This window comes from Desulfosarcina widdelii (genome assembly GCF_009688965.1).
Classification (GTDB): domain Bacteria; phylum Desulfobacterota; class Desulfobacteria; order Desulfobacterales; family Desulfosarcinaceae; genus Desulfosarcina; species Desulfosarcina widdelii.
Genome location: NZ_AP021875.1, coordinates 243,154 through 266,450 on the forward strand (window position 1 = coordinate 243,154; position 23,297 = coordinate 266,450).

Annotated in this window: 28 protein-coding genes, 1 tRNA gene and 2 pseudogenes; 7 read left to right on the forward strand and 24 right to left on the reverse strand. The window is 55.6% G+C overall.

What is annotated here, in order from left to right:
* Positions 1-8 precede the first annotated feature (8 nt).
* The 14 genes from gspC to GN111_RS01225 form a co-directional block, all read right to left on the reverse strand.
* Positions 9-878, reverse strand: a complete 870-nt coding sequence (gene gspC / locus GN111_RS01160; protein WP_155301991.1) for a type II secretion system protein GspC — start codon at positions 876-878, stop codon at positions 9-11.
* A 3-nt stretch (positions 879-881) separates the two neighbouring features.
* The gene (gene gspN, locus GN111_RS01165) at positions 882-1,751 is read right to left on the reverse strand and encodes a type II secretion system protein GspN (protein ID WP_155301992.1); all 870 of its coding nucleotides are present in this window, start codon (positions 1,749-1,751) and stop codon (positions 882-884) included.
* An 8-nt stretch (positions 1,752-1,759) separates the two neighbouring features.
* Positions 1,760-2,287: a type II secretion system protein M gene (locus GN111_RS01170; protein ID WP_155301993.1), complete on the reverse strand. Its 528-nt coding sequence runs from the start codon at positions 2,285-2,287 to the stop codon at positions 1,760-1,762.
* Positions 2,288-2,293: 6 nt separating this feature from the next.
* A complete protein-coding gene (gene gspL / locus GN111_RS01175) occupies positions 2,294-3,739 on the reverse strand; it encodes a type II secretion system protein GspL (protein WP_155301994.1) in 1,446 nt (481 codons plus the stop codon).
* Positions 3,740-3,788: 49 nt separating this feature from the next.
* Positions 3,789-4,886, reverse strand: coding sequence for a type II secretion system minor pseudopilin (locus GN111_RS01180; RefSeq protein WP_170302071.1), 1,098 nt, complete (start codon positions 4,884-4,886; stop codon positions 3,789-3,791).
* A 139-nt stretch (positions 4,887-5,025) separates the two neighbouring features.
* The gene (locus GN111_RS01185) at positions 5,026-5,772 is read right to left on the reverse strand and encodes a type II secretion system protein GspJ (protein WP_155301996.1); all 747 of its coding nucleotides are present in this window, start codon (positions 5,770-5,772) and stop codon (positions 5,026-5,028) included.
* A complete protein-coding gene (locus GN111_RS01190) occupies positions 5,765-6,202 on the reverse strand; it encodes a prepilin-type N-terminal cleavage/methylation domain-containing protein (RefSeq protein ID WP_155301997.1) in 438 nt (145 codons plus the stop codon). The genes GN111_RS01185 and GN111_RS01190 overlap by 8 nt, the downstream gene beginning before the upstream one ends.
* Positions 6,196-6,774 (reverse strand): pilus assembly FimT family protein, encoded by a 579-nt coding sequence (locus GN111_RS01195; protein WP_170302072.1) that lies wholly within the window; start codon positions 6,772-6,774, stop codon positions 6,196-6,198. Before GN111_RS01195 ends, GN111_RS01190 begins: the two co-directional genes overlap by 7 nt.
* Positions 6,775-6,916: 142 nt before the next feature.
* The gene (gene gspG, locus GN111_RS01200; RefSeq protein WP_155301999.1) at positions 6,917-7,375 is read right to left on the reverse strand and encodes a type II secretion system major pseudopilin GspG; all 459 of its coding nucleotides are present in this window, start codon (positions 7,373-7,375) and stop codon (positions 6,917-6,919) included.
* A gap of 213 nt (positions 7,376-7,588) precedes the next feature.
* Positions 7,589-8,815 carry a type II secretion system inner membrane protein GspF gene (gene gspF / locus GN111_RS01205; protein WP_155302000.1) on the reverse strand — a complete coding sequence of 409 codons (1,227 nt, stop codon included), beginning with the start codon at positions 8,813-8,815 and terminating at the stop codon, positions 7,589-7,591.
* A gap of 14 nt (positions 8,816-8,829) precedes the next feature.
* Entirely contained in the window at positions 8,830-10,239 is a 1,410-nt protein-coding gene (gene rsmB / locus GN111_RS01210) for a 16S rRNA (cytosine(967)-C(5))-methyltransferase RsmB (protein ID WP_155302001.1), read from the reverse strand.
* A gap of 219 nt (positions 10,240-10,458) precedes the next feature.
* Positions 10,459-11,400, reverse strand: a complete 942-nt coding sequence (gene fmt, locus GN111_RS01215; RefSeq protein ID WP_231715640.1) for a methionyl-tRNA formyltransferase — start codon at positions 11,398-11,400, stop codon at positions 10,459-10,461.
* Positions 11,397-11,906, reverse strand: coding sequence for a peptide deformylase (gene def, locus GN111_RS01220; RefSeq protein ID WP_155302002.1), 510 nt, complete (start codon positions 11,904-11,906; stop codon positions 11,397-11,399). Before def ends, fmt begins: the two co-directional genes overlap by 4 nt.
* Positions 11,907-12,151: 245 nt before the next feature.
* Positions 12,152-13,099 carry a bifunctional riboflavin kinase/FAD synthetase gene (locus tag GN111_RS01225; protein WP_155302003.1) on the reverse strand — a complete coding sequence of 316 codons (948 nt, stop codon included), beginning with the start codon at positions 13,097-13,099 and terminating at the stop codon, positions 12,152-12,154.
* 105 nt (positions 13,100-13,204) lie between these two features.
* Here GN111_RS01225 and GN111_RS01230 point away from each other — a divergent pair.
* A tRNA-Leu gene (locus tag GN111_RS01230) sits at positions 13,205-13,291 on the forward strand.
* Between the two features lie 191 nt (positions 13,292-13,482).
* Here GN111_RS01230 and GN111_RS01235 read toward each other — a convergent pair.
* From GN111_RS01235 to GN111_RS01255, 6 genes and pseudogenes are all read right to left on the reverse strand, one after another.
* Positions 13,483-13,842: pseudogene (locus tag GN111_RS01235) on the reverse strand (site-specific integrase); the annotation flags it as partial.
* Positions 13,761-14,321, reverse strand: coding sequence for a toprim domain-containing protein (locus GN111_RS33780; protein WP_231715836.1), 561 nt, complete (start codon positions 14,319-14,321; stop codon positions 13,761-13,763). The gene GN111_RS33780 and the pseudogene GN111_RS01235, both read right to left, overlap by 82 nt.
* 297 nt (positions 14,322-14,618) lie before the next feature.
* A pseudogene (locus tag GN111_RS33785) lies at positions 14,619-14,813 on the reverse strand (hypothetical protein); the annotation flags it as partial.
* Positions 14,786-14,968 (reverse strand): hypothetical protein, encoded by a 183-nt coding sequence (locus tag GN111_RS01245; RefSeq protein WP_155302005.1) that lies wholly within the window; start codon positions 14,966-14,968, stop codon positions 14,786-14,788. The pseudogene GN111_RS33785 and the gene GN111_RS01245, both read right to left, overlap by 28 nt.
* A 116-nt stretch (positions 14,969-15,084) precedes the next feature.
* A complete protein-coding gene (locus GN111_RS01250; RefSeq protein WP_231715641.1) occupies positions 15,085-15,291 on the reverse strand; it encodes a helix-turn-helix domain-containing protein in 207 nt (68 codons plus the stop codon).
* 174 nt (positions 15,292-15,465) lie between these two features.
* A complete protein-coding gene (locus GN111_RS01255) occupies positions 15,466-16,158 on the reverse strand; it encodes a hypothetical protein (protein ID WP_155302006.1) in 693 nt (230 codons plus the stop codon).
* A gap of 483 nt (positions 16,159-16,641) precedes the next feature.
* On the opposite strand from GN111_RS01255, the gene GN111_RS34320 reads away from it, so the two are divergent.
* The 3 genes from GN111_RS34320 to GN111_RS01265 all read left to right on the forward strand — a co-directional run bounded on the left by GN111_RS34320 (position 16,642) and on the right by GN111_RS01265 (position 17,529).
* Positions 16,642-16,830: a DUF6538 domain-containing protein gene (locus GN111_RS34320; RefSeq protein ID WP_353740198.1), complete on the forward strand. Its 189-nt coding sequence runs from the start codon at positions 16,642-16,644 to the stop codon at positions 16,828-16,830.
* Between the two features lie 12 nt (positions 16,831-16,842).
* Positions 16,843-17,115 (forward strand): hypothetical protein, encoded by a 273-nt coding sequence (locus GN111_RS01260; protein ID WP_155302007.1) that lies wholly within the window; start codon positions 16,843-16,845, stop codon positions 17,113-17,115.
* Positions 17,116-17,223: 108 nt separating this feature from the next.
* On the forward strand, positions 17,224-17,529 hold the full coding sequence (locus GN111_RS01265; protein ID WP_155302008.1) for a hypothetical protein: 306 nt from the start codon (positions 17,224-17,226) through the stop codon (positions 17,527-17,529).
* Between the two features lie 78 nt (positions 17,530-17,607).
* Here GN111_RS01265 and GN111_RS01270 read toward each other — a convergent pair whose 3' ends face one another.
* Positions 17,608-18,279 (reverse strand): ferredoxin-like domain-containing protein, encoded by a 672-nt coding sequence (locus GN111_RS01270; RefSeq protein WP_155302009.1) that lies wholly within the window; start codon positions 18,277-18,279, stop codon positions 17,608-17,610.
* Positions 18,280-18,751: 472 nt separating this feature from the next.
* Entirely contained in the window at positions 18,752-19,420 is a 669-nt protein-coding gene (locus tag GN111_RS01275) for a PAS domain-containing protein (protein WP_170302074.1), read from the reverse strand.
* Between the two features lie 221 nt (positions 19,421-19,641).
* On the opposite strand from GN111_RS01275, the gene GN111_RS34115 reads away from it, so the two are divergent.
* A complete protein-coding gene (locus GN111_RS34115) occupies positions 19,642-19,776 on the forward strand; it encodes a hypothetical protein (protein ID WP_269433809.1) in 135 nt (44 codons plus the stop codon).
* A 5-nt stretch (positions 19,777-19,781) separates the two neighbouring features.
* Complete coding sequence (locus tag GN111_RS01280; RefSeq protein ID WP_155302011.1) at positions 19,782-20,030, forward strand: hypothetical protein; 249 nt, start codon at positions 19,782-19,784, stop codon at positions 20,028-20,030.
* Positions 20,031-20,166: 136 nt separating this feature from the next.
* Here GN111_RS01280 and GN111_RS01285 read toward each other — a convergent pair whose 3' ends face one another.
* Positions 20,167-21,372, reverse strand: a complete 1,206-nt coding sequence (locus GN111_RS01285; RefSeq protein WP_155302012.1) for an MFS transporter — start codon at positions 21,370-21,372, stop codon at positions 20,167-20,169.
* 382 nt (positions 21,373-21,754) lie between these two features.
* Here GN111_RS01285 and GN111_RS01290 point away from each other — a divergent pair, with 382 nt between their 5' ends.
* Complete coding sequence (locus tag GN111_RS01290; RefSeq protein WP_197740479.1) at positions 21,755-22,222, forward strand: YbhB/YbcL family Raf kinase inhibitor-like protein; 468 nt, start codon at positions 21,755-21,757, stop codon at positions 22,220-22,222.
* Positions 22,223-22,262: 40 nt separating this feature from the next.
* Here the strand turns inward: GN111_RS01290 and GN111_RS01295 are convergent, their stop codons facing one another.
* Positions 22,263-23,198, reverse strand: coding sequence for a 2-dehydropantoate 2-reductase (locus GN111_RS01295; RefSeq protein WP_155302013.1), 936 nt, complete (start codon positions 23,196-23,198; stop codon positions 22,263-22,265).
* Positions 23,199-23,297 lie beyond the last annotated feature (99 nt).

Below are 23,297 nucleotides of genomic sequence, written 5' to 3' on the forward strand. Positions count from 1 at the left end.
CCTTTCGGCTATCTGATTCGATATTCGATATTTTTCTCCCGCCCTCTGCGCTTGAGCTGCAGGGAAAGGTTGGATGAAGACTTGAGGCTGTCCACCATTTTCAGGGCGTCGTCCACGGTCGAGATTTCGCTTCCGTCCACGCCTACGATGACGTCGCCATTTCTCAGGCCCATTCTCCTGAAGATGGAATTGGGCTTGATGCTGGAAAGGGCCAGACCTGCCGGCACTCCGTCTTCCATGTGCGGCTGAATCTTCACCTGGGTCATGAGCGAGGCCATGTCCTGCATGGACTGTTCGAGATAAGATCGTCTCAGGGAGATGCGCTGGGCGCGCGTAGCTCCCGTGCCTGCGACCGGCCCGCGGGCAGGCAGTCCGCCGGGTTTGAAGGTTCGCTTGCCGGATTCGAACTCTTCCATCTGAAGAATCTCGTCCTGTCCGTTGACGGATAGAACCACTTTTTCACGGAAGATGCCCTTGACGGTGGCCGTCTGGACGGCGTCCCCAACGCGGTACAGGTTTTGTTCGCGGGATTTGACGTCTTCGATGACCGCATATTCTCCGTCGTCGCCGCCGATAACCGTTCCCCACAGTTTCAGGTTCAGCTTGGTTTCTTCCAGCGTGGACGTATCCACTTTTCGGGCTGCCGGGGCGGCGTCGGCACGGGTGTCGAAAAGATCGCGTTCCACGACGTTTTTATAAGCGGACAAGGGGCGCCGTGAGACGTCGGTGTCGTCAACGCTGTAGGCCTTTTGAACGATGCGTTGGGGCGTGGCGGACAGACGCCCGGCCAAGTTGCCGTAAACGCCGTCAACGACCATGTAGCTGGACAGGGTGATGCAGGCCAGGTTGATCAGGATGAAAACGATTTTGGGTATCATGGCCTACCTCGTTGAAACCTTGGGGTCGTCCACCGAGCCGCGCAGCCGGAAAGACAGACCACGGGTTCCCAGGGTGCGTGGGTTGACGAACCCTTCGGGGATGATCTCCTGCAAGCGGGCGAACAGCTCCGGTTGGGGTTTGGCGTTCCCGCTCAGATTCAGGCGGCTTTTGCCAAAGGGAGTGCGCAGTTGAATGCTGCCGTCGATCTTGCCTTCGACCATGGGACCGCCGAAGGTGAGCGCTTTGATGCGCAGGTTTTCCCCCTTGATGGAAAACTCCGTATCGGCCTGAACCACGACTATCTCGGAGATGCCGTAAAACGGTTTTTTCAGTGAAATCCGCAGACCATCGACAGTCAGTTTCCCGTTGGTCACCGCCGCCGGGGTCCCACCGCTGTCGTGGGTCAGATGCCCTTTTAGCACCCCGGACAGGCCGAAGCGGTCAATGGCTTTCACGGCATCCAACCGGTCCAGGCGGATGCGGTCCAGGTCCGCCTCGGCCCGTGAAATTTCAACCGGGCCGTTGGCGCCCAAGACAGCCCGGCCGTCGATTTCCCCGTCCGCCAGTCGGGCCTGGAAACGAATCCGTTTCTCCGCTTTAAAAATGGAGCCCAGCTCCGTGGACATACGGGCGTTTTCGCAGTGAGCCAGGTGCAGGCGGTCGTGACGAACATCGACCCCGGTCATCTTGATACCCGGCGGCAAGGCCGGCCGCACCGATGCAGCCTCCATGGACAATAGCGGATCAATAGCGGCCAAGCGGCGATTCATGTAGGCGGTCACCGCCTGGCCGGGAAACAGAAGGACCATGAAAAAAGCCGTCGCCAGAAGGGCATACAGGATATAGGCGAAGATGGTCTTTGCGGAAACCATGCGGGTTCTTACTTCTCCAATGTCTCGACCTGAAACACCGTAGTGATGAGGTCGGCCTTGCGCTCTTCCTTGGAAATGGAGAGCCGTTTGACGAAAATCATGTTATTCGAGGCCTCGATTCCATGCAGGTACGCCATGAGCTGCGAGGTGGTGATATCGGACAGTTTCATTTCGACCAGAGACAGCCGGTAGGGGCTGTCCTTACCGGCGGTGCTGGTCGGCCGCATATAGGCGATATTGTTTTTCACATTGGTCTTGCCAGCCAGGGTTTCAAGAAATGAGAACAGGGTGAATCCGCGTTTGCGGCGATTGATGAAACGCTGGACCTCTTCCGCCTTCTGGGACGTTTGGCGAAATTCTGCCTGCAGCAGCCGAATTTGTTCCAATTCCTGCTGTCGTGAGATCAGTTTGCTGGACAGCCGGTCGTTTTTATCCAGCAGGGGAAAAACCAGGAATTGAAGCAGTACAAAGATAAGAAGGGCTGCTGACGCCGCAATTACGCTGAGTTTTTCCCGTTTATTGAGATTGATGGCCATGGGAGGTCAATAATCCATTTTCAGTTTGAAGCGCACCCCTTTCCCCGATTTGTCGAGGTCGGCGGAACTGATGGTCACCTGTTTGAAAATTTCCGCTTCTTCCAGGCGGCTCTTGATTTCGTCTACCGTATTGAACGTGTCGGTGTTGCCCGACAACACCGCATTATCTGTTCCCACCACCAGGCGGCTGATTTTTAACTCGGCCGATTCGGGTATCCGGCGGCTCAGGGTGTCGAGCAGGTCGATCACCAGCACTCGGGTGCCGAACATATCCGAACCGGCGCCGTTTTCCTTGGCATCTTTGATCTTGAGCTGCATCTGCTGCAAAGGAGCCTGGACGCGGGTGACTTCGGGAAATGTCTCCTTAAATACTGTCTCGATCTTGCGGTCCAGTTCGTCCAGCCGCCGCTGCTTGTTCCGGACTTCGAAAAACTGGCCGGCCAGGACAATGGCCAGGGTCAGGACAACCAGCACGGCGGTAAAGATTATGCTGCTGCGATATTCGCTCCAGTAGTGCTGGAAGGTCGAGCGACGGGTGGAGAAGTTGACGCCGCTGACCGCCTCGGTCTCCATAAGCGCCAGGGCCAGGGCAATGTCCAGGCAGCCGGTCTCCCAAACCGGGGTGTCCATGACACCCTTCAACTTTGGAAAGGAGCGAATGCCCTCGATGGACTTGACCGGCAGGCCCAGGAGGGTGATGGCGCCGTTGACGCCGGTAAGCAGTTCGTTCTGGGGACCCGTGGCAAAGACCGCGGACGGGTCGATCCCGATCCCCAGGCTTTCTCCTGCGGCGGTAAAGGTCTGCCGGAGACGGGTCTCCAGGTTGTGAAGGACCGGATTGCCGCCGAAGGCTACCGGGAGGGACCGTACCATGCGCACGCTGCCCGAGCAGACGGCGTAGACCGAATGATTGTTTTCCCCGGTGTCGATGAGCAGAAAATCGTCGCTGCCCGAGGCCATCGTCGAGATAAACCGCGCCGCGGCGTACCCGCCGGGCATGATACCCACCGGATTCAGGTTTGCCGCCGTCAGGGCGTCCAGGTAAAACTGAATTCGGTCCCTGCGGGCGGCGAACGCCAGAAGGTCCTGGTGGCCGTCCCTTTTGACGGCTTCAAAGTCGAAGACCAGTTCTTCCACCGGCAGCGGCAGGCTGGGTTCCAACTCGAAGGGCAGAATCTGCCGGATCTTCTTGAGATCATGGAATGGAAGGGAGAGGTTGCGAAAAGAGACGAACGTAGCCGGAATTCCCAGTACACAGGCGGCGCCGGCAGGCTTCAGCTTCTCGACAACAGCCTGGATCACCTGGTCCAAGCCCTGATTTTCCGCATCCTCGCTCTCCGGAATTGGAAAAAACGCCTGCCCGAGCACCTGGCTGCCTTTGAAACCGCTGTCCAGCAGCACGGCTGCGATGGATTGTTCCCGAATGTCGAGACCGAGGATTTTGCGGCTCATCGCTGCTCATTCAGTTGGAGGTTCGCGTTCGTCAAACCAAAAATATATCTCATTCTGCCTGCCAAATCAAGGTTTTACATATCCATTTGCCGGTATCCGAATCTTTTTCCCGATGGACTACCGCCTCGACCGTAAGGCTCCTGTTGTTGCGTTTGGCCGTGGAGGAGATCCGAAACAGATCGCTGGAGACGGTGATCAGGTCGGAATCAATGGTGACGCCGCCGGCGCCGGGCACGTTTTTGTACCAGGTTTTGCCGGTAATATTGTTGGTGTAAGTCTCGTCGGACTTGGCCGTCCGGAAATCGGCCAGGGCTTCGGCCAAATCGTCGCTCTCCTCGGGCAGCAGGGCGCCCAATACTGCCACATCGGCCGTCGAAATATTGATTTTGCCGTCGTAGGTGAATTGCCCGTCGGTGGACTCCGATACCCCATGGACGGTCAATAGCGATGAAAGACCCGCAACGCCGCCGGCCCCGTAAAACAGCTCCGGCGTCACCCCTTGAACCAGGGCCACTTCGCCCAGGTGATCCACGGGGCCGTTTTTACAGCTATAGGGCGGGTCCAGGCCCTCGTAATAATCCGATTCGGCGCCGCTCAAACCGGTGATGGCATCGTCATCGCCCTTGTCCATCCAGTCTTTCAGCGAATTGATGATCTTGTTGGAATCGGTGTCCGGCGCATCTTCAAACATGGAAAAGAGTCGATTCAGCAGCCTTTCCCAAAGGGATCGCTGGGAAGCTATGAACTGCCGACCTTCGGGGAATTTGACCAGGGCGTTGACCTGGATTTTGCCCCGTTCGTCGGCGATTGCGACTTCCACCGTTCCTTCCTCGAAGGGAATCAAGGCCATCCATTCAGCCACCTTCTCGGGATCGGCCCAGTCTTCCTGGAGCGTGTCGGTCTGGTTTTCCCTGCGGTCGTTGATCAACATCACCTCGGCGGCGTGGATGCCGGACGCAGCCATTTCGGAAAGGACCAAAGCATCCCGGGCCATGGCGGCTTCGACAACCGAGCCCCGGATGCGCTGGTTCAGCGCCAGGCCGGCGGTGAGCAATACGGCCACCACCCCGATGGCGACCAGAATGGCCACGCCGTCGGCATTGCCCAATACGGTCGCCCTGCGGGCGTCATTGTTCGACGGTTCCATGGAAGGTGGCTTTTCAGACGACTTCGTAATAAAGCCGAGATCAAGGTTTGCGAGTCCCGAGGACGGAGGCGTACCTGAACGTACTCCGCACTGACGAGGGATGAAGCGGCTCGCCGATATCGGACTTCTTACGAAGTCGTCATTCCTTGGTTTCGCGAAAGGCATACAGCGCAATCCTTGTAGTAAATGTCCGCGACCGGTCCTGCGTTCCGACCGTCAGGCGTACTTCGACGGCACGCGGGGTGGCATAGTCGGCGTCGGCCGCTTCCGAATCCCAGCTATCGTTTATTTCGCCGTCGGCATCCAGATAACCGAATTCAAGGGCCAGGATATTGTCGCATAAAATGGGGTCGTCCTCGCTCTCCTCGAAATCGGGAAACGGGTAAAGGTGGTCGGCGCGTCGCAGCACCAGGGTGTCGTCATCCTTGGGATGCACATAGTAAACGATTCGGCACACCCCCTTGCGCGGGTCACGGTTTAAGGCAAGGTGGGCCAAGGAGGCGAACCGCAGCCGCCCGAACTGGGTGCCGGAAAGGTCGATGGCATCGCCAACCAGGCGGTAGGGGTCCGGCGGGTCGTTGAATTCGGGTTTTTCGTATCGGGGATATTGGGTGACCTGCAGGGCCGCCAGGTCCGTGGCCATGCGCCCAAGGCAGGTGCGGGCCGTCGCGAACGTCTTCACATCGCCGCCAACGGCGTCGGCGCTGGAAAAGACGGCCCTGAAAGAGCCGAATACGGTGGTGATCACCACTGCGAAGATGAATATGGCCACCATGATCTCCAGCAGGGTGAAGCCTTGGGTCGACTTGCCGCCTGCCGGTTTGCCAAACCATGATGGTCTCGGAAAAAGCAGATTTTCAGGCGACTTCGTAAATTGACTATTCATACAGGTGCCTATAGGTGGTCATCTGAAAAATAGATTCGTCATCGTTCAAGCCGATGGTCAGCCGGATTTTCCGGAGAACCGGCCCGTCATCCCGGATCAGGTCGGAAACGACTTCTTCGGTTTCAATTTTCCAGGTATAGCCCGGATGGTCACTGCCGAAATCGCCGCTGTTGCCAATCAGCTCGGTCGGGTCGATGGTCTCCATCTCCGCCAGCTTCTGGCGGGCCAGCATGACCGCCACGCTGTCGAAACGTCCCCTTTCGTCCATGAAAAGGGTTTGGGTGTGCATGCGGTAGATGGCCAAAAGCGCAATGGCCACCACCGACAGGGCCACCACTACCTCCATCAGCGTGAAACCGGCACTCGAATGGTCGGTCGAAGGCGGAGCTGAAATGCGAGCATCGCGGCCGGAAAATGGCATGGCTACCATCCCTGGCTTCCTTTGACCAGTTCGGCGCCGGCCAAAAAGGGCTCGATGAAAAAAGAGAGGCGGTCGCCGTCATTGGTTCTCAGGCGGATGACCGCTTTGTCCGAGTATCCCTGGGGATAGAAGCCGATGGGAATCGATCCGCTGGAAATCCGTTCATCGGAGGAAAAGGCCACGTGGTCGATGCGGATTCCTTTGGGGAGCCGATAGCCCTCGTCACGCGCGCTGCTTGCATCTGTCTCCGCCATGCCGTCCACGGTGATCCAGAAACGCTGGATGTCCGGGGAGACGTTGAGCAGATAGGTTTTTTGCTCGGTTACGGCCTTTTCCTTGAGTTGGCTGACGGTGGCGATGATCCAGCGGGAGGTTTCGCCGCTGCCGTCGGAAAGCAAACCGCCGCTCAGGCGGGGGATCGCCACCATGAGCATAATGGCGATCAGGGCGGTGACGACGACCATTTCGATCAGGGTGAACGCCCGCTCGTCAAAGCATTTAAGATAATGCTTTCGGGCTGCGTTATCGGTTGTCGCAGTATTGCCTATACAGCGTCCTCCCTCTGGCCTTGTCAGAAGCATTATCTTGAACGCTATGGTAAAAAGAGTGCTTTTCCTCCCGATTGCAGGAAAAGGTGCACGCAAGGCGGACGATTTTGCGGCTTGGATCGGTTTCATGACGTGGATGGGGTGGTCCGGATCATGTCCGGACCAAACATCGACCCTATGAATCGGTTTCCCAACTGTTGATGTCGGCGTTCTTTTCTTCGCCGCCGGACGAGCCGTCGGCGCCGTAGGAGATCAGGTCGAAATCGTCGTGGATGCCCGGGCAGAGGTAGATGAAATCGTTGTCCCAGGGGTCCTTGGGTACTCTGCCCTTTTCCAGGTAGCCGCCTTTGCGCCAGTTCTTGGGGACTGTGCCGGAGGAGGGCTGTTCCACCAGGGCCTGCAGCCCCTGTTCGGTGGTGGGGTAGCTGCCGTTGTCCAGCTTGTAAAGCTTCAGGGCCGTGGCAATGCTTTCGATCTGCATTCTGGCTTTGAGGCGCTTGGCCTGTTCCGGTCGGCTCATGATGCGGGGAACGATCAGGCCGGCCAGGATGCCGAGAATGACAATGACCACCATCAGTTCGATCAGGGTGAACCCGCGGCGATTGCCCACGGCAGTGTTGCTGATAAGATTCATGTTTCCTCCATGGATCCCATAAAAGGCCGTATCCCACGGCAGGGAAAACGATTTAGCTTGTTTCTTTGGATATAACCCAACCGGCCCCAACATTCAAGCAACGGGAAAATTACCAAGTGGTAATAAAAAAAGATCAAAGGTCAAAATTCAAGGCTGAAAGCTGAAAGGTTAAAAGACCGTACGCTGAACCCAAAACGATCAACTCCAAACCCTCTATCCCACCAGTTGATTCATTTCGAAAATGGGCAGGCAGATGGAAAGAACGATAAACAGCACCACAACGGCCATGACAAGGATCATGACCGGCTCCAGCATGGCCATCATGCTCATGATGGATGCCTGGACGTCGTTCTCGTAGACGTCGGCAATTTTGTATAGCATGGGCTCCAGTTCACCGGACTGCTCGCCCACCTGTACCATCTGTACAGCCAGATCGGGAAAGACCGCATCGGCGGCCAAGGAAACCCCCAGTCCCTGGCCCTTTTCCACTTCATCGGAGGCCCTTTCGATGAGACCGGAGATGATCACGTTGCCGGTGATGTTTTTTACGATCTCCAGGGCCGGCAGCATGGTCACGCCGTTTTCGAGCAGCGATCCGAGGGTACGGGCGAAACGGGCCACCGCGATTTTCTTGACCATCGAACCGACGACGGGCGTAGACAGCAGCATGCGATCCGTTGTGGCCAGACCGCGTTCGGTTTTCCTGAACATCTTCAATGCAACCAGGGCCGCCACCGCCAAGATCACCAGCAGCCACCAGTAGCTTTTAAACAGGTCGCTGGCCCCGATGAGAAAACGGGTCGGCGCCGGCAGGGCCTGGTTCATGTCTTCGAAAATGGTGGTGATGTTGGGGACCACGAAGGTCATCAGGAAAAACAGCACCAGGGTGCCCACGGCCGTCATGAGGATAGGGTAGGCCATGGCGGTCTGGATTCGGGATTTGAGTTCCTGCTGTTTTTCCATGATATCGGCCAGACGCTGGAGAACGATCTCCAGGGTCCCCGACGTTTCCCCGGCGCGCACCATGTTGATGTAGATCTGGGAAAAGATTTTCGGGTAGAGGGTCAGGGCCGAGGCAAAGCTGTTGCCCTCCACGATGGAATCCTTAACGCGGGCAGCGATTTTGGCGAATCCGTGGGTTTTGGTCTGGGAGACCAGCGTGGTCAGGGCGGTGACCAGCGGAAAACCGGCACCGGTCAGGGTGGCCAGTTGCCGGGTCCACAGGCTGACATGGGCCGGCGTTACGCGACTGAAAAGTCCGGAAAATGAAGGGCCACGGGCCTTTTCACTGGTTTCGCCTTCGGTGACTTCCTTGACCTTGACCGGGAAACTGCCCATGTCGCGGATTTTTTGCCGCGCAGCCGCAGCACCGTCGGCGTCGATGATGCCGGTGACGGTTTTTCCTTTGGGATCCAGGGCCTGATAATCGAAAACGGGCATGATCTTTCATCCTGTCAGCACATTCGCGTGAGTCGTGCTGCAAAAAAACCGTCCATGTGATGGGTATGGGGAGCGGTGCGAAAAAATCCGTCCGCTCCCATAAACGGAAGCACGGTTTTTTCTGTAATCGCTTTATTAGCGCTTATAGCAAAATTCGGGTGCTTTTTCAAAAATTGCTTCACCACCGATTCGTTTTCTTCTGGCTCCATGCTGCAGTCGGCAAAAACCAGCGTTCCCTGCTTTTTGACCAAGGGGGCCAGGTGTTCAAGAAAGCGGACCTGCCGCCGGGCGAAACCGGCGATGTCTTTCTTAAAAGAGGACCATTTGGCGTCGGGATTGCGGCGCAGCACCCCCAGGCCCGAGCAGGGTGCGTCCAGTAGGATGCGGTCGAATCGGGGAAAATCGGACGGATCGATCGGCCGGTTCAGGTCCGTCCGCCGGGTCTCGATGATGGCAAGTCTCATCCGCCCGGCCTCTTTTTCCAGGCGGACCAGCTTTGCGGGGACGTGGTCCAGGGCCACAACGTGGCCTTGGTTTTCCATGAGTTGGGCCAGGTGGGTGGTTTTGCCGCCCAGACCCGCGCAGGCGTCCAGTACGGTTTCGCCCGGCTTTGGGTCGAGTAGCAGGGAAATAAGCTGGGCGGCGCCGTCCTGGACCGAGAAGCGTCCGTCGGCAAAGGCCTGCATCCGGTGGATGGCACGGCGCGGCCGAATCAGCTGGAGGGCGCCGGGGACCGCTTTTATGGGTTCGACCCTTTCGGCATCCGGTTCCAGGGCTGCCATCAGTTCGGCCAAATTGTTTTTCAAGCCATTGCAGCGCAAAATGGTGGGGGGGATGGTGTTGACGGATTCGCACAGCAAAGCGGCCTCGTCCGGTCCCAGGCGGTCGATCCAACGGGCGACCAGCCAGCGCGGCATGGATTGCGAAACGGACAGGTGGCCGACCGGGTCGGCATCTGCGTCGGGTAGACCGTCGCGGCCGGGTTCCCGCAGGGCGCTGCGCAATACGGCGTTGACGAATCCGGCGGCTTTGGACGCCCGGTGGGTTTTGGCCAGCGCCACGGTGGTGTTCACCGCCGCCGAGGCGGGGATGCGGTCCAGAAACCGGATTTGAAAAAGGCCCAGGCGCAGAATGTTGCGTAAGTTCGGTGCAATTTTCTTCAAGGGGCGACTGGCATGGGCGGAGATGACGGCATCCAGCCGCAGCCGCCAGCGCAGCACCCCATATACCAACTGGTTGAACAGGGCCCGATCCCGGCGCGGCAATGCGTCGATCATGGCCGCTTCGTTTTCGAGAATGCTGTCCAGGGTGGCCGGCCGGCTGTCCAGCCGTTCGAGAACACCCAAGGCGGCTGCACGGGCGTCGGCAGTGGGCCGGTTGGGTAGGTCCGACTGCGGGGCAGGGCGGTGTTGGGATTTAGTCATTGATGCTTTTGAATAGTTGGTTCTAAAGTCAAAATAAATGCTTCAACATCAAAACATTCCGTTTTTCAAACGCCTTCGTTAAACGTTCGAGATCAAGGCTTGCGAGTCCCGAGAATAACGCAATCGCGTGTGCCGTAGGCAGCGTACATGGAAGTACTCCGCAGTGACGAGGGATGAAGCGTAACGAAGATATCGGGCGTTTAACGAAGGCGTTATCGGTTACCCCAGACACGTCCCATCGGGCAGCCGGCACCCGCAAAGAAAATCGTCGATGGGCAGGCGTTTGCCGGATTTGCCCTGGATTTCGCTGATAGCCAAGGCGGATTTGCCGGTGGCGACGCGCAGTTCTCCGGGCATGCATTCCAGAATGGTGCCCGGCGGAACGCTGATGTCTCGCTCAAGCACGCGGGCCTTGAAGATTTTCAGGCGCATGCCGTCGCTGAAGGTATAGGCCCCCGGCCAGGGCGTCATGCCCCGGATCCGGCGGGCGATGCGTTCGGCCGGCTGGGACCAGTCGATTTCGCCGTCCGTTTTTTTCAGCATGGGGGCGTAGGTGGCCTTTGCGGGGTCCTGGACAATGGGATTCAGGTCGCCGGCCTGAAGGTGTTTCAATGTTTCGAGCAGCAGCGGTGCGCCCATTTCGCTGAGGCGGTCGTGAAGCTCGTCGGCGGTTTCTTCGGCGGCGATGGGGGTCTTTTCCATCAGCAGGATTTCGCCGGTGTCCATGCCTTTATCCATCATCATGGTGGTCACGCCGGTTTCCTCGTCCCCCTCGATAATGGCCCACTGGATGGGGGCGGCGCCACGGTGACGGGGCAACAGGGACGCATGGACGTTGACTGCGCCCAGGGCAGGAATTTCCAGCAGGGAAGGTGGCAGAATCTGTCCGAAAGCCACCACCACGAACAGGTCCGGGGCCAGTTGGCGCATGCACTGGTGGAAGTCATCGCTGCGCACGGTTTCGGGCTGAATCACCGGAATTCCGAAAGCCGTCGCGGTTTCTTTCACCGGCGGCGGAGCGAGCTTGCGGCCGCGGCCTTTAGGTCGGTCAGGCTGGGTAACCACTGCCAGCATCTGGAAGCCGTTTTCCTGCAAGGCCCTCAGCGGCGGGACGGCGAAATCCGGCGTTCCCATGTACACTATCTTCAAGGGATTATTCACCGGCTCTTCATCTCCTTTTTGACCCGGCGTTTGTACATCTGCCGTTTCAGGGCGCTGATGCGATCGATGAAAAGAGTTCCGTCCAGATGGTCCAGTTCGTGCTGGATGACAATGGCCAGAAGCCCGTCGGCCTCGAATCGCAGCGGGTTGCCTTCCCGGTCCACCCCTTCCACCAGGATGCGTTCGGCCCTTTTGACGTCGGCCCTGAAGTCGGGCACGCTCAGGCAGCCCTCGTTTTCCGAGAGGATTTCTCCCTCGCTGGAAACGATCCTGGGATTCACCAGTACGTGAAGGTCATGGCCATCCTCTTTGGGGGCGATGTCGTAGACGATAAAGCTCTGGCTGATGCCCACCTGGGGGGCAGCCAGGCCAACGCCGGGGGCCTGGTACATGGTTGTGGCCATGTTGTCGAAGACGGCCTGCAGAGCCCCGTCGATGTTATCGACAGGCGCGGTCTTTTGTTTCAGGACCTTGTCCGGATATGTCAAAATGTCTAATACAGTCACTTGCAACCTCTGTTATGCGGTATCGTTTATGAACAAATACCAATTTAACGCACAACCCGTCAATTTCAAATAAAAAAAGCGAGGCAATCCGGCTCGCCGCAGGCAGGCCTTCCCGTTGTCGGCGGTTGGCAAGCGGTTCGCGTCAGGTTCGGGGATCACGGGAAAGACAGCTTTTGCGGGCGCTGCGGGTAGCGTCACAGGCTGTCAGGTACAAAGGATAAAAAAGTTCGCGGCTTGGCGAGCGGTCAGGTTTTTAAATGCGGCGCCAGAATTTCCCTGGCCTTGGCAATGTCCCGATCGATCTGTTCGATCAGTTCGTCGATGCCGGAGAACTTGATTTCGCCCCGGAGGCGCTGGACGAAATTGACCATGATTTTTTCGCCGTAGATATCTTTTTTAAAGCCCAGGATATGGGCCTCCACCGTGAACACGTTGTCGTCGAACGTGGGGCTGTAGCCGATGTTGGCCACGCCCGGGTAGCGCCGGCCGTTGTAGTTTACGATCACGGCGTAGACCCCGGCCTTGGGACACAACTCGTCTTGAAGGTTGATGTTGGCGGTGGGGATGCCCAGCAGTTTGCCCCCCCGATCCCGGCCGCGGGCCACGGTGCCGCGGATCTGGTAATTGCGGCCAAGCATTTTGCCGGCTTTTTCCATATCGCCTTCCATCACCAGTTCGCGAATGGCCGTACTGCTGATGCGATCGCTGTCCGCGTTGGTGGACTGAATCCATTCGGCTACGATCACTTCAAAGCCCATTTCGGCAGCGTATTGTTTCAACAGTTCCACGTTGCCTTCGCGCCGGTTGCCGAAGGTGTAGTCCTGGCCCACGACGATGGCCTTCATGCCGATGCGCTTGACCAGGATTTCCTCGACGAAGGTGCGCGCCGACAGGGCCGCGAAATCCATGGTGAAGGGGATGCAGATCAGCACGTCGATGCCGGCCTTTTCAATCAGTTCAGCTTTTTGTTCGTACAGGGTGATCAGGGGCGGATTCCCGTTGCGTTTGATGACCCGGATGGGGTGGGGGTCGAAGGTCATTGCGATGGCCGTTCCGTCCATAGCCTCGGCCCGTTCGATGACTTCGTGAAAAAGGGCTTGGTGGCCGATGTGAACTCCGTCGAAATTACCGATGGTGATGACTGCGGATTTAAACGGTTCCTTTATGGTTTCGATATCTTGTATAATTTGCATGATCTTTGGATTGAGGTTAAAAATGAGGTTGACACGAAAACGAAAAAAATATAGTTAGTGCATCTTCAGCTTGAAATCAACCTTTTTGAAATCAGGCTGAAACGTGCCGAAGTGGCGGAATTGGTAGACGCGCTAGGTTCAGGGTCTAGTAGGGGTTCCCCTGTGGGAGTTCGAGTCTCCCCTTCGGCACCATAATAAAAACAAGGGGTTACGACATTCTCACCATTTGCCGCAACCCCTTTTTTCTTGGCCTGGTCAACGCTTTGGTCAACATTTCGTAAAAACACCTCAAGATCCCTGCCAGCCTTCACGGCATCGTCCCGATCAACTGTATTATATCGGTCGAACATCTCCCTTGTGCTGTGCCCGGTGATCCTCATAATAACCGACTCGGCCACACCGGCCCGGCGCATGTTCGTGTTAGCTGTGTGCCTCAGATCGTGAAAGGTGATCCCGTTCGGCGTATTACGGCCATAGGGTACGCCCGCAGCTTGGCAGGCAGCCATAAAACCGTCACGGGCATCCCGCAAAGGCTCACCACGGTAAAGGAACACATGATCATCATGGATTGCCCTTGGAATCGATTTCAGGACTTCCAGAAGAGGGGAGACTATGGGAATCAGACGGGGCTCTTCGTCCTTGGTATCCTTGTCAGTCAATTTTATGAACCGTTGTTTTTTGGATACTTGGTGCCACCGGAGGCCCAGGATTTCGCCCTTACGCATCCCGGTATAGTAAGCCATGGCAATGATCGGTTTAATGTGCCTGGGCGCTTAGGTGTAAGTTTTGCGTCGGCCCATTCGGAGCTAGATATCTCAAGTGTTGCCTTGGACGGCACACATATCCCGGCGGTTTTTTCCTTGAAGTCATAAACCGGCGTTTGATTGATCAAGTCGCGAATTTGCTCAACGGCAGCGCCAGCCTGTATCCAATCGGAGACATCCTTTCCGACCGGTACTCGCACAACGCGGACGCTTGCAGCTACGCCATCAAGGCTTTTCAAAACCGCATTCAAGTATGTCTTACCAGGCGCGTCGTTATCCGGCAGGATAGCAAGATGCTTGCCCTTTAGATATTCGGCGTATTCCGGTTTCCAGTTGGATGAGCCCATCGGCGAGGTGGTGGCGGTCATGCCCATGGCGTTGAGCTTGGTCGCATCTTTTTCGCCCTCGACAATCAGAACTTTATCGGTAGCCATTACCGCCGGTAGGTTGAAAATCACACGGCGGACTCCCTTCATGTTCCGCTGATCCGAGCTGGCCCATTGGCTGAAGGTTTTTTCCCTGCCGGGCTCCTCGTATCGAATGACGGAAAAAAGGAGCCTCCCATCTTCGTCATGGTACGGGTATTTTTTAACGATGTTTTTGTCGAGCCGCCGGGCTTTCTCACGCTTTTGAATCGTCTTTACGTCCAGATAGCGGTCGGCCAGCCCTATAAAGTCCGTATTATAAAAGTGCTGGAAAAAGGAGATTCGGTCGCCACCTTTGAGCCCACATTGACGACACATAAAGCTGTCATCGGACCGGATGAAAAAGCGATCCTCTCCGCCGCATTTGGGACAGGGACCGGCCACTTCTCCACCGGTTTTCCGCTGGCGGATTTCGATGTGTTCACGGGGGTCCGGGAGTGCGGCTTTCAGTGACTCGGCAATCGCGTTCGTGTCAATTGCGGATCGTTTGGCCGCCATCATTGAGAACCTCCGTCGAACCACCATAGTAGCGTATCAACTACCCTGTATCGGCCAGCAGTTTCGGGAAGCCACCTCTCGATGACAAGGTCGGGAATGAAGTAAAGAAGAAATTTTGCAGCCCTGGAGCGAAGAGCTGCAAGTTTTGGTTGGATATCGTGTTGCGTGATTTCGATGGCCATATCGTCTCCTTGTGCTGAGTTGGCGTGATGTGGTCTCTCGCCGCCGGCCGTCGAATTTTTTAGGTTGAGCATTCCCAGCATTTTTTTTGCGCTCCCGCTGGGTAAAGCTATGGCGATCAGTTGGTCGGTTCGACCCGGTTCTGGCGGATATATTCGCGAAGATCTCGAATCCGGTAACGAACAGCCCGCCCGAACTTGTGATATGCCGGCCCCGCGCCCTTATGCCGCCAGTTTCGAACCGTCTGTACGGCGACGTTAAGAATTACGGAAGCCTCGGTGTCGGGCACCAAATTCTCATCGTTGAAACTCATTTCTTTATCCACAACTCCCTCCACTGATTGCTGTATAAAAAAAAAGTGGGAAGCACATTCCGACTGTGCTTCCCACCATTACACGCAATAAAATGGTTGTAAACCCCTGTATTTACTTTTTTATCCGAAAACGTAACGTATTCGGATAACTTTAATTTTTTCTTCCGAACACGTTACGTTTTCGGATTATTTGACCAGCCTTTCCTCCCTCAAATGTCGAACAATCGTCTCAAGTGTGGGTCTTTTTTCCTCGGGTAAGGGGAGATGTACCCTTATTCTTCTGGCAAGTGGATAATTTTTCAGTTGCTTCTTTCCTTCAATTTTGAAGTACGTCTCAACTATCGCCTGGTGAACCGGTGCCCGCCTGTCCCTCTTCCCCTTTGTGCCCAGGCCAGTGCGCTCTTTGGTGAAATTAATTTTCTCAGCACCTAAATGGGTGCCGGCGTCGAATATTGCGGTCGAATAGGCAACTTTGGCGAGGGCCAGGTCAACCATGGAAATCAGGTGGGTATTTATATTTTTCCCCTTCAGCCGCGTAGCCTCCAGATAAAACATAGCGATTGATGCCGACAGGGAGGGGAGATATCCCGGCGCATTAAAAGTTTTTGCTGTAAGATCTATCCTGCCAGACAACAACTCTCCAAGGAGCGTGACTCCATGCTCTTCGGCCACTTCCCAAGTCTTCAGGCTGAGTTCTTCCACCTTTTGAATTGTTTTTTTAGATGGATCTTTCTTGAATTGATTGGTTCCTACGGAATCTTGATGGGCTAAAACCGTAGTTATTGTGCCGGTGAAAAGCTGGACAGCAAAATGGTACTTTTCTTTCAACAGGTCCAGATCGACAACGTCTTCGCCTTTGATCCAATCAGAGAAACTCATCCTCCACCTCCCGTGGTGGGCCCGGCTTGGAGAGGATTGGGGAGAGGCCAGCCGGGAAACTGGCCGTTCAGCTCGGGGAGCGACCCCGAACCTATCCCCAAAAAAAATCCTGGTCAACGTTTAGTCAACAATTGGCTGAAAACACCCCTTATTTTTTCTCATTCTACCTACGTTTACTTCTTTATACTGATGCTACTGTATTTTTAATGATATTAGAACTATACATGGTAAAAAGAAGTAAGTCAATGGGTAAAAATTCAAGGTTCAGGGTCTAGTTGGGGTTCCCCAGTGGGAGTTCGAGTCTCCCCTTCGGCACCAAAAGTAAAGATAACCCGCTGAGAAATCAGCGGGTTTTTTCTTTGGGGCCTCCTTAAAATCCCTTCAAAAGGTCGGGTGGTACACCCAGGTGGTACACTTCAGTGGTACACCAGGGCAATGACAAAGGAGGCCGACCCCATGCCCATCTATTCCGCATCCTATCTCATGCGAACGCAAAGACGCGGTTGCTATTCATTCAGGATGAAAGTCCCGCTTGACCTTCAGTCGTGCATCGGCAAAAAGGAGCTTCGCGCATCTCTTCGAACCGGGTACACTGGAGAGGCACACTTCAAGGCCAGACTGATTGAAGGCAGAGTGCAGCAACTGTTTAGGAAAATACGCATAAGATTTTGAGATAATTACGATATGACTGAACTCGACGAAGCTAAAATCAATGAAATTATCAGAGGATTCATCAAGGATTCATTGGACGAAGAGGAAGAGGTTCGTATCAACCGTCAGAGCGCCCTCAGCGAGGAGGAAATTGACCAGAGAGCCAGCTTCCTTGGGTCCCTTCAGGCCGACCGTCGTGAGTCTCTAACCAAGCCCGATTTCAGACCAGCCGAAAATATCACCGATGAAACCATCAAACAGCATGGGCTTGATATTGAAAAAAGAACCAGCAAAGCAATTTTGTGACAACCATATGGCCAAAGGGCCGAAAGCACGATTGCTTCAAACTAACCAATTGACATGCTTATATGTTCTGCTTTAGAAGCAAAGAAACAATCTAAATGGTGAACAATAATGAACGTATCCGAATGGCTCGACGAAAAGGTCAAGGAAAAGGTCGATGTCTCCCAGATCGAACTGCCTGCGGAGATCGCCTACGACATGGTCGCGGATGAAACCGTTTTCTTTGAAGAAGACAACCCCTGCGGGGTGCTGTGTACCAAGAACCACCCTTACGCCAAGGTCGAATGCTTCGGGCACTGGTATCTGTGCAAGGGGCAGGACAAAAAGGCGGGCATCCACTCGAAGGAAGGCAAGTGGCGGCTGATTACCAGGGATAAGGAAAAGGCCGTCAGCACCGCCAAGGCACGCATGGAATGAATTATCCAAAACCCATTTTCATATAACGCTGGATGCGGAACCATCTCAGCGTTGCCCATTCATAACGCTGCCGGTGGGTTATTCCTCCAATGAAGCGGACAAGACTCCTTTTCTGAAATCATCGATCCCAACTTCATCAAGCATGAATCCGATTCGATAGCGGCGTGAGTTTGACTTGTAGTAGGAGATGGTTTTGGCCACCATGCCAAGGGCCTCATCCCAACTGAGATCCTCGAAGAGAAGATCGGCCAGTCGTGGCTTAATGCCACCCATTCCACCCACCAGGAGGTTCCAGCCGTCTTTCGTTCCGTAAAGGGAGAGATCCTTGATGCAGTTTTCGCCGCATTGGATCTTGCAGCCGCTCACCGCCATTTTCATTTTGCTGGGCAGTATCATCCCATGGTAAATCTCATCGAGTTTCTTGCCCATTTTGATGCTGTCCTGCTTGGCCAGTCGGCAATGCTCGATGCCCGGGCAGACCTTGACGCTGCGAACGCAAAGACCGACGGCGTGCCCCTTGTCAAATCCCAGCTCGTCCCAGATGGCATCGACGTCTTCTTCCTCGATGCCGAGCATAGCGATCCGGGCGGCACTGGTAATTTTTAATATCGGAACATTGTATTTGCGGGCCACTTTGGCAAATTTTTCCAATATATCGGGGGTGACAAGACCGCACGGCAGGTGGGGTGCGATGCCGTAGGTTTTTTTATCTCGCTGCAATATGACGCCTTTTTGGCCATCCTTGAGCATGAACGTCTCCTTTTCATTCGGCGCTTTAAAGGTGAACGGAACACCTTGAATAATTATGGCTCTTTGAAAAATCCTGCCTTGGACTCTTCGCGCACAAGTATGTCAAACGGGCACTTGGGTGTCAATCGCACGGCATGTGCTTAGAAGCGGGGTGAAGGGACGCTGGCTGCGACGGTTGCCCAGATGCCTGCGGAAATGGGCATCATCGGGGTTCGGATGGCATTGGAAGCGATAAAAGGAAACCGGATTTCCGAGATTACGTATACGGAAACAAAGGTGATCGATTCTTACAATGTCGCCGAGTTCAAAGCTTATCTGAATCAATACAGGTAGTGACCTCATTGGCAAAAAGGAGTGAAGAGGAAGAGAAAAGCCCCCGCAGCGCAATGAACTGCAGGGGGCTTTAAGAGAGTGAGGTGGAATGAAATATTACGGCGTTTTTCATTCCTGAAATTGTAGAACCATCCCATTTTCAGTGGTTACATTTTTTTTTCAAGTCCGGGTAATAGACATCCTTGCAGTCCGGACAGATGGTGTGGGTAAAGTCGGAATCAGTGTGCTCTTTGACGTAGGCATCCAGCGGCCACCACTTGCCGGATTCGTCCCGGATTCTCCTGCAGCCGCTGCAGATCGGCAGCATGCTCCGCAGCACCTTGATCTCTTTCAGCAGACGGTCTTTTTCCGCCAATGCGGCGGCCAATTTCCGGTTCTGCTCCTCCATCTGCAGTTCGGCTGTTTTTCTGAGGGTAATATCCCGCGTAACGCCGACAATTTTGAGCGGACTGCCCGGCTCTTCCATCAATTTGGCCCTGACTTCAACCCAGTACGTTCCACCATTTTTGTGCATCATCTCGACTTCAAGCGTCCGTGTACCGTCGCGATCTCCGCTTTCGTATTGGTTCAAAGACGTTTCTATGGTTACCAGGGCTTTTACCTGCGACTTCTCGACGAATCGGTGTGTGATCGGTTTGCCGATGAGTTCTTCGGCGGTGTATCCGCTGAACCGGTAAATGGAAGGGGTCACGTATTCGTATTTCAAATTTCCGGCATTGATCACCCATACCGCATCCACGAGGTTATTGGTCAGTAGACGATTGTGGCTTTCCAGTTCCGCCACTTTGTCTTTGATCGACTCCGCCATTTTTTTTCCTTCCCGTGGCATTGATTGAAGTATAAATCGGTCGATTTGCTAAAAACTTGAGTCGCCGCGATTCCTGTCTGTTTATCGTTTCAGATGATAGTTTTTAACTATCATCACCCAGCCAGCCGGCTCACATTGCCTGATTCCCTACTTGCTGTATATTTGCATCAGTAGGAACAATGAACTCGATTAACCAACCATTATCCAATAGAGGTGATTTCATGGCTGAAAATAGAACCCACGACTACGTTGACGACAAGAGCGAAGGACACGTCGATACCCGCGAAGCCAACTTCAAGTGCGAGAATCCCGATCCCAATCTGGGTTGCGATCCCGGAATCGATGTGGCGGGGTAGCTGAAATGAAACGTCTGACCAAAGCCATATTGCTGCCGATTCGCAGCCTGTCCCGCCGCTGGAACAGGCCCCGGCTTTACTACTGGAGCGAATCCAGGCTGTTCGAACTTCGAGCCGTGAAAGTAATGCCGCAATTTTACTACCGCTGGCTTTACCAGTTGAGCATGAATCTGCTCGCTATTCGCAGGTTCCGCCCCCTGGCAGACCGGCTGATTCACACGATCCCTTACGATATCCGGTTTCGTGTGGCTTGAGTTCACCACCGCACCAGCTTAAAAGGCAGGGTTTCGATCAGGCAGGCGAAAGAATAATTACCGCTTATCGGGCAGTAACGGGCAGCGTCTTTGAAGAGACGTTGCCTTTTTTATGGCCTGCATTGACAGCGCCTCCCTATATCCGACACTCCCGCCAGGGCCGAACGAGCAGGATCAATCCGGAGGCCAACAGATACATGGTGCCGAGCAGGGAGAAGACAAGAACATAATTGCCCCCGGTCCGATCCAGAAGATGGCCGCTCAGCCACGGACCGATGGGTCCGGCCACGAATCCATAGGCGGTAAAAACAAGGCCGAAGATGGCTCCAAAGTGCGACATGCCGAAACAATCTCCGGCCAGCGGGCCTGAAACGGCAAACATGGTGCCGAAAGCAAAGCCGATTACAGCCGCCATAACGGCCCAAGCCCATGGGGTCGCCGCATGGGGCATGATCAGATAGGCGATACCGGCGGCAGTAAAACTGATCGCCATCGTCCGGGAACGACCGAACCGGTCCGAAAAATGCCCGCTGATCAACCGGCCGCAGCCATTTGTCAAATTGAATGCCGTCAGCAGAACAACGGCACTGGCCAGACCCATTCCTCGGGCCAGGCCGAATCCCGTGGCCAAAACCAACATGCTTGCACCGGCTGCACCGGCCAGGACCCAGGTCAACCAGAGGCACCAGAAAGCGCGGCTTTTCAGGGCTTGGCCAACCGTAAGACCAAGACCAATGGAATTTGATCGCCCCATGGGCGCTTGCTTCGATAGAACTGCGGCTGGAAAACCGATCCACCGCGAAGCGATCAGTCCAATGGTAAGTGACGCTGTGCCTGCCGCCACGGTCAGCATCCCATAGCCCCATCTTGCCAAAAACAAGGTGAACACCGGGGACATGATGGCCGCCGACAGGCCGAAGGCCATATTGAAAAGGCCGGCAACCAATCCGCGTCTTTCGGGAAACCAGCGTTGAACCACGGTCAGTCCCGGCAGATAGATAAAGGCAGATCCCGCTCCCACACAAAATGCCCAAAGATTGACTTCGGCCATGCTTGCCGCCCACCGCAGGCCGATGGTGCTGGCGCCGCACAGGATCGAACCGATGGCGGCCAATCTTCCTGGACCATATTTTTCCTGCCAAAGACCGCAAACGTACATGAAGCAGGTCGCCCCAGCCAGAATAAAAAACACCGTTCCACCCACGTCGCTTGCGCCGGCTTCGAACACCTGCTGCCAGTGTTGACGCAGGATACCGGGAAAGCCGAAAACAAACGACCCGGGCCAGAAAACGGCCAAGGCGCAGGCGATCAAAACCCGGAAGCGATCCGTGCCGTTTTGCATTACGTTGCCCTCAAAGCATCGACCCTCGATCCATGGGGGCTCACCAACATGTGCAAGGTGCCATCCCCCTGGCCGATTTCCTTTTTACATCCCGACAAGATTGGCATATGATATCTTGCAACCCTACGTGTTTTGTTCCCAGCAACGATGTGCCGATCCGTAACGATTGGTATAGCTGAATTTAAGCTAAATGGACAGCTTCTTGCCGGTAGCTCCCGGTTGGAATCTCATCCGCAACGACCTTCGCTCGACGATCTTTCTGCAGGTCAAAACCAAAAGCGATCACTTGATGGGAGGGCCTATGAAAAAACGGTGCCTGGCTCTATCGTCCGCTTTCCTTTTTTCCCTTGCCATTTCAGGACATGCCCAGGAGGTGAACACCATGATGAGACTTTCATCCCCCAGCTTCGAAAACCAGCAGCGTATTCCCAAAAAGTTTACCTGCGACGGAGAAAACGTCTCACCGGCCCTGCAATGGTCCGGTGCCCCGGAAGGGACCCGAACCTTTGCGCTGATTGTCGACGACCCTGACGCTCCCGATCCGGCCAATCCAAGAATGACATGGGTTCACTGGGTCCTTTACAATCTTCCGGCAACGGTCGATTCACTGCCGGAAAATGTCAGGGATGCGGAACTTGCCCCGGGGAGCTTGCCCGGTTTGAACGACTGGAAAAAGACCGGATACGGCGGACCGTGTCCGCCCATCGGCCGCCACCGCTATTTCCACAAACTCTATGCCCTGGATACCGTTTTAGGAGATTTGAATTGCCCGACAAAAGCGGCCCTGGAAAAAGCCATGGAGGGGCATGTGCTTTCCAAAGCGGAACTGATCGGGACCTATCAGCGATAATCCAATCCGCCTGACGCGCCGTTTTCGAGGCGGATCACCTCTAAGGCAGCTTTTTTCCGGCCATGTGCTCCTGGGGCAGAAGGCTGTGGTAGGTCAACCGGTTGACTGGCGTCGGGACGTTGTATTTCTCCCCGTGCCGGACAACGGCGCCGGGTTGCTCGTTCAGCTCCGAAGGGCGGCCGGCCATGATGTCCCGCTGCATCGAGGCGGTTCCCTCGAAAGGCAGCGCATCGATGAAGGCCATGGTATCTTCGATCGCTTTCTCTTCGACCGGGACGCCAACGGCCCGGGCCACGTCGTAAACCTCCCGGATGGAATCCATCAGCATGGCCCGCGTCTCCGGCAGGCTGCGGATCGCACCGATCGGCGACCGGGTCAGGGCGCCGATCCCGCTCCAGGGGGCAATCAGCATGAACTTGCGCCAGAGTTGGGTCATGATGTTCCGGGAGAGATGCACGCTCACTCCCCTGGCCTCGGAGAACACTTGGGCCACGTGTTGGGCCCGCTGGCTCAGCCGTCCGTCCACTTCACCGAAGGCCAGGTAGGGAGCCGCGCCGGCGTGGCGAATGTGCCCCGGGTTGTCGATCATGGTGATCAGCTTGCAAAGACCGGGCAGTACGTGTTCGGCGCCCAGGGATCGGGCGAGAATATCGTGGGCTTCAACCCCGTTGAGCAGGGGAATGACCAAGGTCTGCGGTCCGACCAGGGCACGCATTTGATCTGCGGCTTCGGTCACCTGCCAGGATTTCATACAGCACAAGACCACATCCACCGGGCCGACCGCTTCCGGCAAGGCCGTGGCCTTGGCCGGGTGGACAACGAAATCGCCGTCAATACTTTTTACATGCAGGCCGTCGGCCAGGATGGCGTCAAGGTGGGCGCCCCGGGCGATGAAGGTTACATCGATGCCCGCCTGCGCCAAACGACCGCCGAAATAGCCGCCGACGCCGCCAGCGCCGAAAATACAAACTTTCATGGGGCACCCCCGTTTGTTTGTCGTTTTGACCAGCCGGCATATGGTTGCCGGTAAAAGGCAACGTAACGCCCATTGGCCCGGTGTCAACCTTATTTTCGG

Bases quoted from the DNA above. Each gene is read 5' to 3' on its own strand.
- gspC (WP_155301991.1), bottom strand. From the start codon at position 878: ATGATACCCAAAATCGTTTTCATCCTGATCAACCTGGCCTGCATCACC.
- gspN (WP_155301992.1), bottom strand. From the start codon at position 1,751: ATGGTTTCCGCAAAGACCATCTTCGCCTATATCCTGTATGCCCTTCTG.
- GN111_RS01170 (WP_155301993.1), bottom strand. From the start codon at position 2,287: ATGGCCATCAATCTCAATAAACGGGAAAAACTCAGCGTAATTGCGGCG.
- gspL (WP_155301994.1), bottom strand. From the start codon at position 3,739: ATGAGCCGCAAAATCCTCGGTCTCGACATTCGGGAACAATCCATCGCA.
- GN111_RS01180 (WP_170302071.1), bottom strand. From the start codon at position 4,886: ATGGAACCGTCGAACAATGACGCCCGCAGGGCGACCGTATTGGGCAAT.
- GN111_RS01185 (WP_155301996.1), bottom strand. From the start codon at position 5,772: ATGAATAGTCAATTTACGAAGTCGCCTGAAAATCTGCTTTTTCCGAGA.
- GN111_RS01190 (WP_155301997.1), bottom strand. From the start codon at position 6,202: ATGGTAGCCATGCCATTTTCCGGCCGCGATGCTCGCATTTCAGCTCCG.
- GN111_RS01195 (WP_170302072.1), bottom strand. From the start codon at position 6,774: ATGCTTCTGACAAGGCCAGAGGGAGGACGCTGTATAGGCAATACTGCG.
- gspG (WP_155301999.1), bottom strand. From the start codon at position 7,375: ATGAATCTTATCAGCAACACTGCCGTGGGCAATCGCCGCGGGTTCACC.
- gspF (WP_155302000.1), bottom strand. From the start codon at position 8,815: ATGCCCGTTTTCGATTATCAGGCCCTGGATCCCAAAGGAAAAACCGTC.
- rsmB (WP_155302001.1), bottom strand. From the start codon at position 10,239: ATGACTAAATCCCAACACCGCCCTGCCCCGCAGTCGGACCTACCCAAC.
- GN111_RS01225 (WP_155302003.1), bottom strand. From the start codon at position 13,099: ATGCAAATTATACAAGATATCGAAACCATAAAGGAACCGTTTAAATCC.
- GN111_RS01245 (WP_155302005.1), bottom strand. From the start codon at position 14,968: ATGGCCATCGAAATCACGCAACACGATATCCAACCAAAACTTGCAGCT.
- GN111_RS01255 (WP_155302006.1), bottom strand. From the start codon at position 16,158: ATGAGTTTCTCTGATTGGATCAAAGGCGAAGACGTTGTCGATCTGGAC.
- GN111_RS34320 (WP_353740198.1), top strand. From the start codon at position 16,642: ATGCGAACGCAAAGACGCGGTTGCTATTCATTCAGGATGAAAGTCCCG.
- GN111_RS01260 (WP_155302007.1), top strand. From the start codon at position 16,843: ATGACTGAACTCGACGAAGCTAAAATCAATGAAATTATCAGAGGATTC.
- GN111_RS01265 (WP_155302008.1), top strand. From the start codon at position 17,224: ATGAACGTATCCGAATGGCTCGACGAAAAGGTCAAGGAAAAGGTCGAT.
- GN111_RS01270 (WP_155302009.1), bottom strand. From the start codon at position 18,279: ATGCTCAAGGATGGCCAAAAAGGCGTCATATTGCAGCGAGATAAAAAA.
- GN111_RS01275 (WP_170302074.1), bottom strand. From the start codon at position 19,420: ATGGCGGAGTCGATCAAAGACAAAGTGGCGGAACTGGAAAGCCACAAT.
- GN111_RS34115 (WP_269433809.1), top strand. From the start codon at position 19,642: ATGGCTGAAAATAGAACCCACGACTACGTTGACGACAAGAGCGAAGGA.
- GN111_RS01280 (WP_155302011.1), top strand. From the start codon at position 19,782: ATGAAACGTCTGACCAAAGCCATATTGCTGCCGATTCGCAGCCTGTCC.
- GN111_RS01285 (WP_155302012.1), bottom strand. From the start codon at position 21,372: ATGCAAAACGGCACGGATCGCTTCCGGGTTTTGATCGCCTGCGCCTTG.
- GN111_RS01290 (WP_197740479.1), top strand. From the start codon at position 21,755: ATGATGAGACTTTCATCCCCCAGCTTCGAAAACCAGCAGCGTATTCCC.
- GN111_RS01295 (WP_155302013.1), bottom strand. From the start codon at position 23,198: ATGAAAGTTTGTATTTTCGGCGCTGGCGGCGTCGGCGGCTATTTCGGC.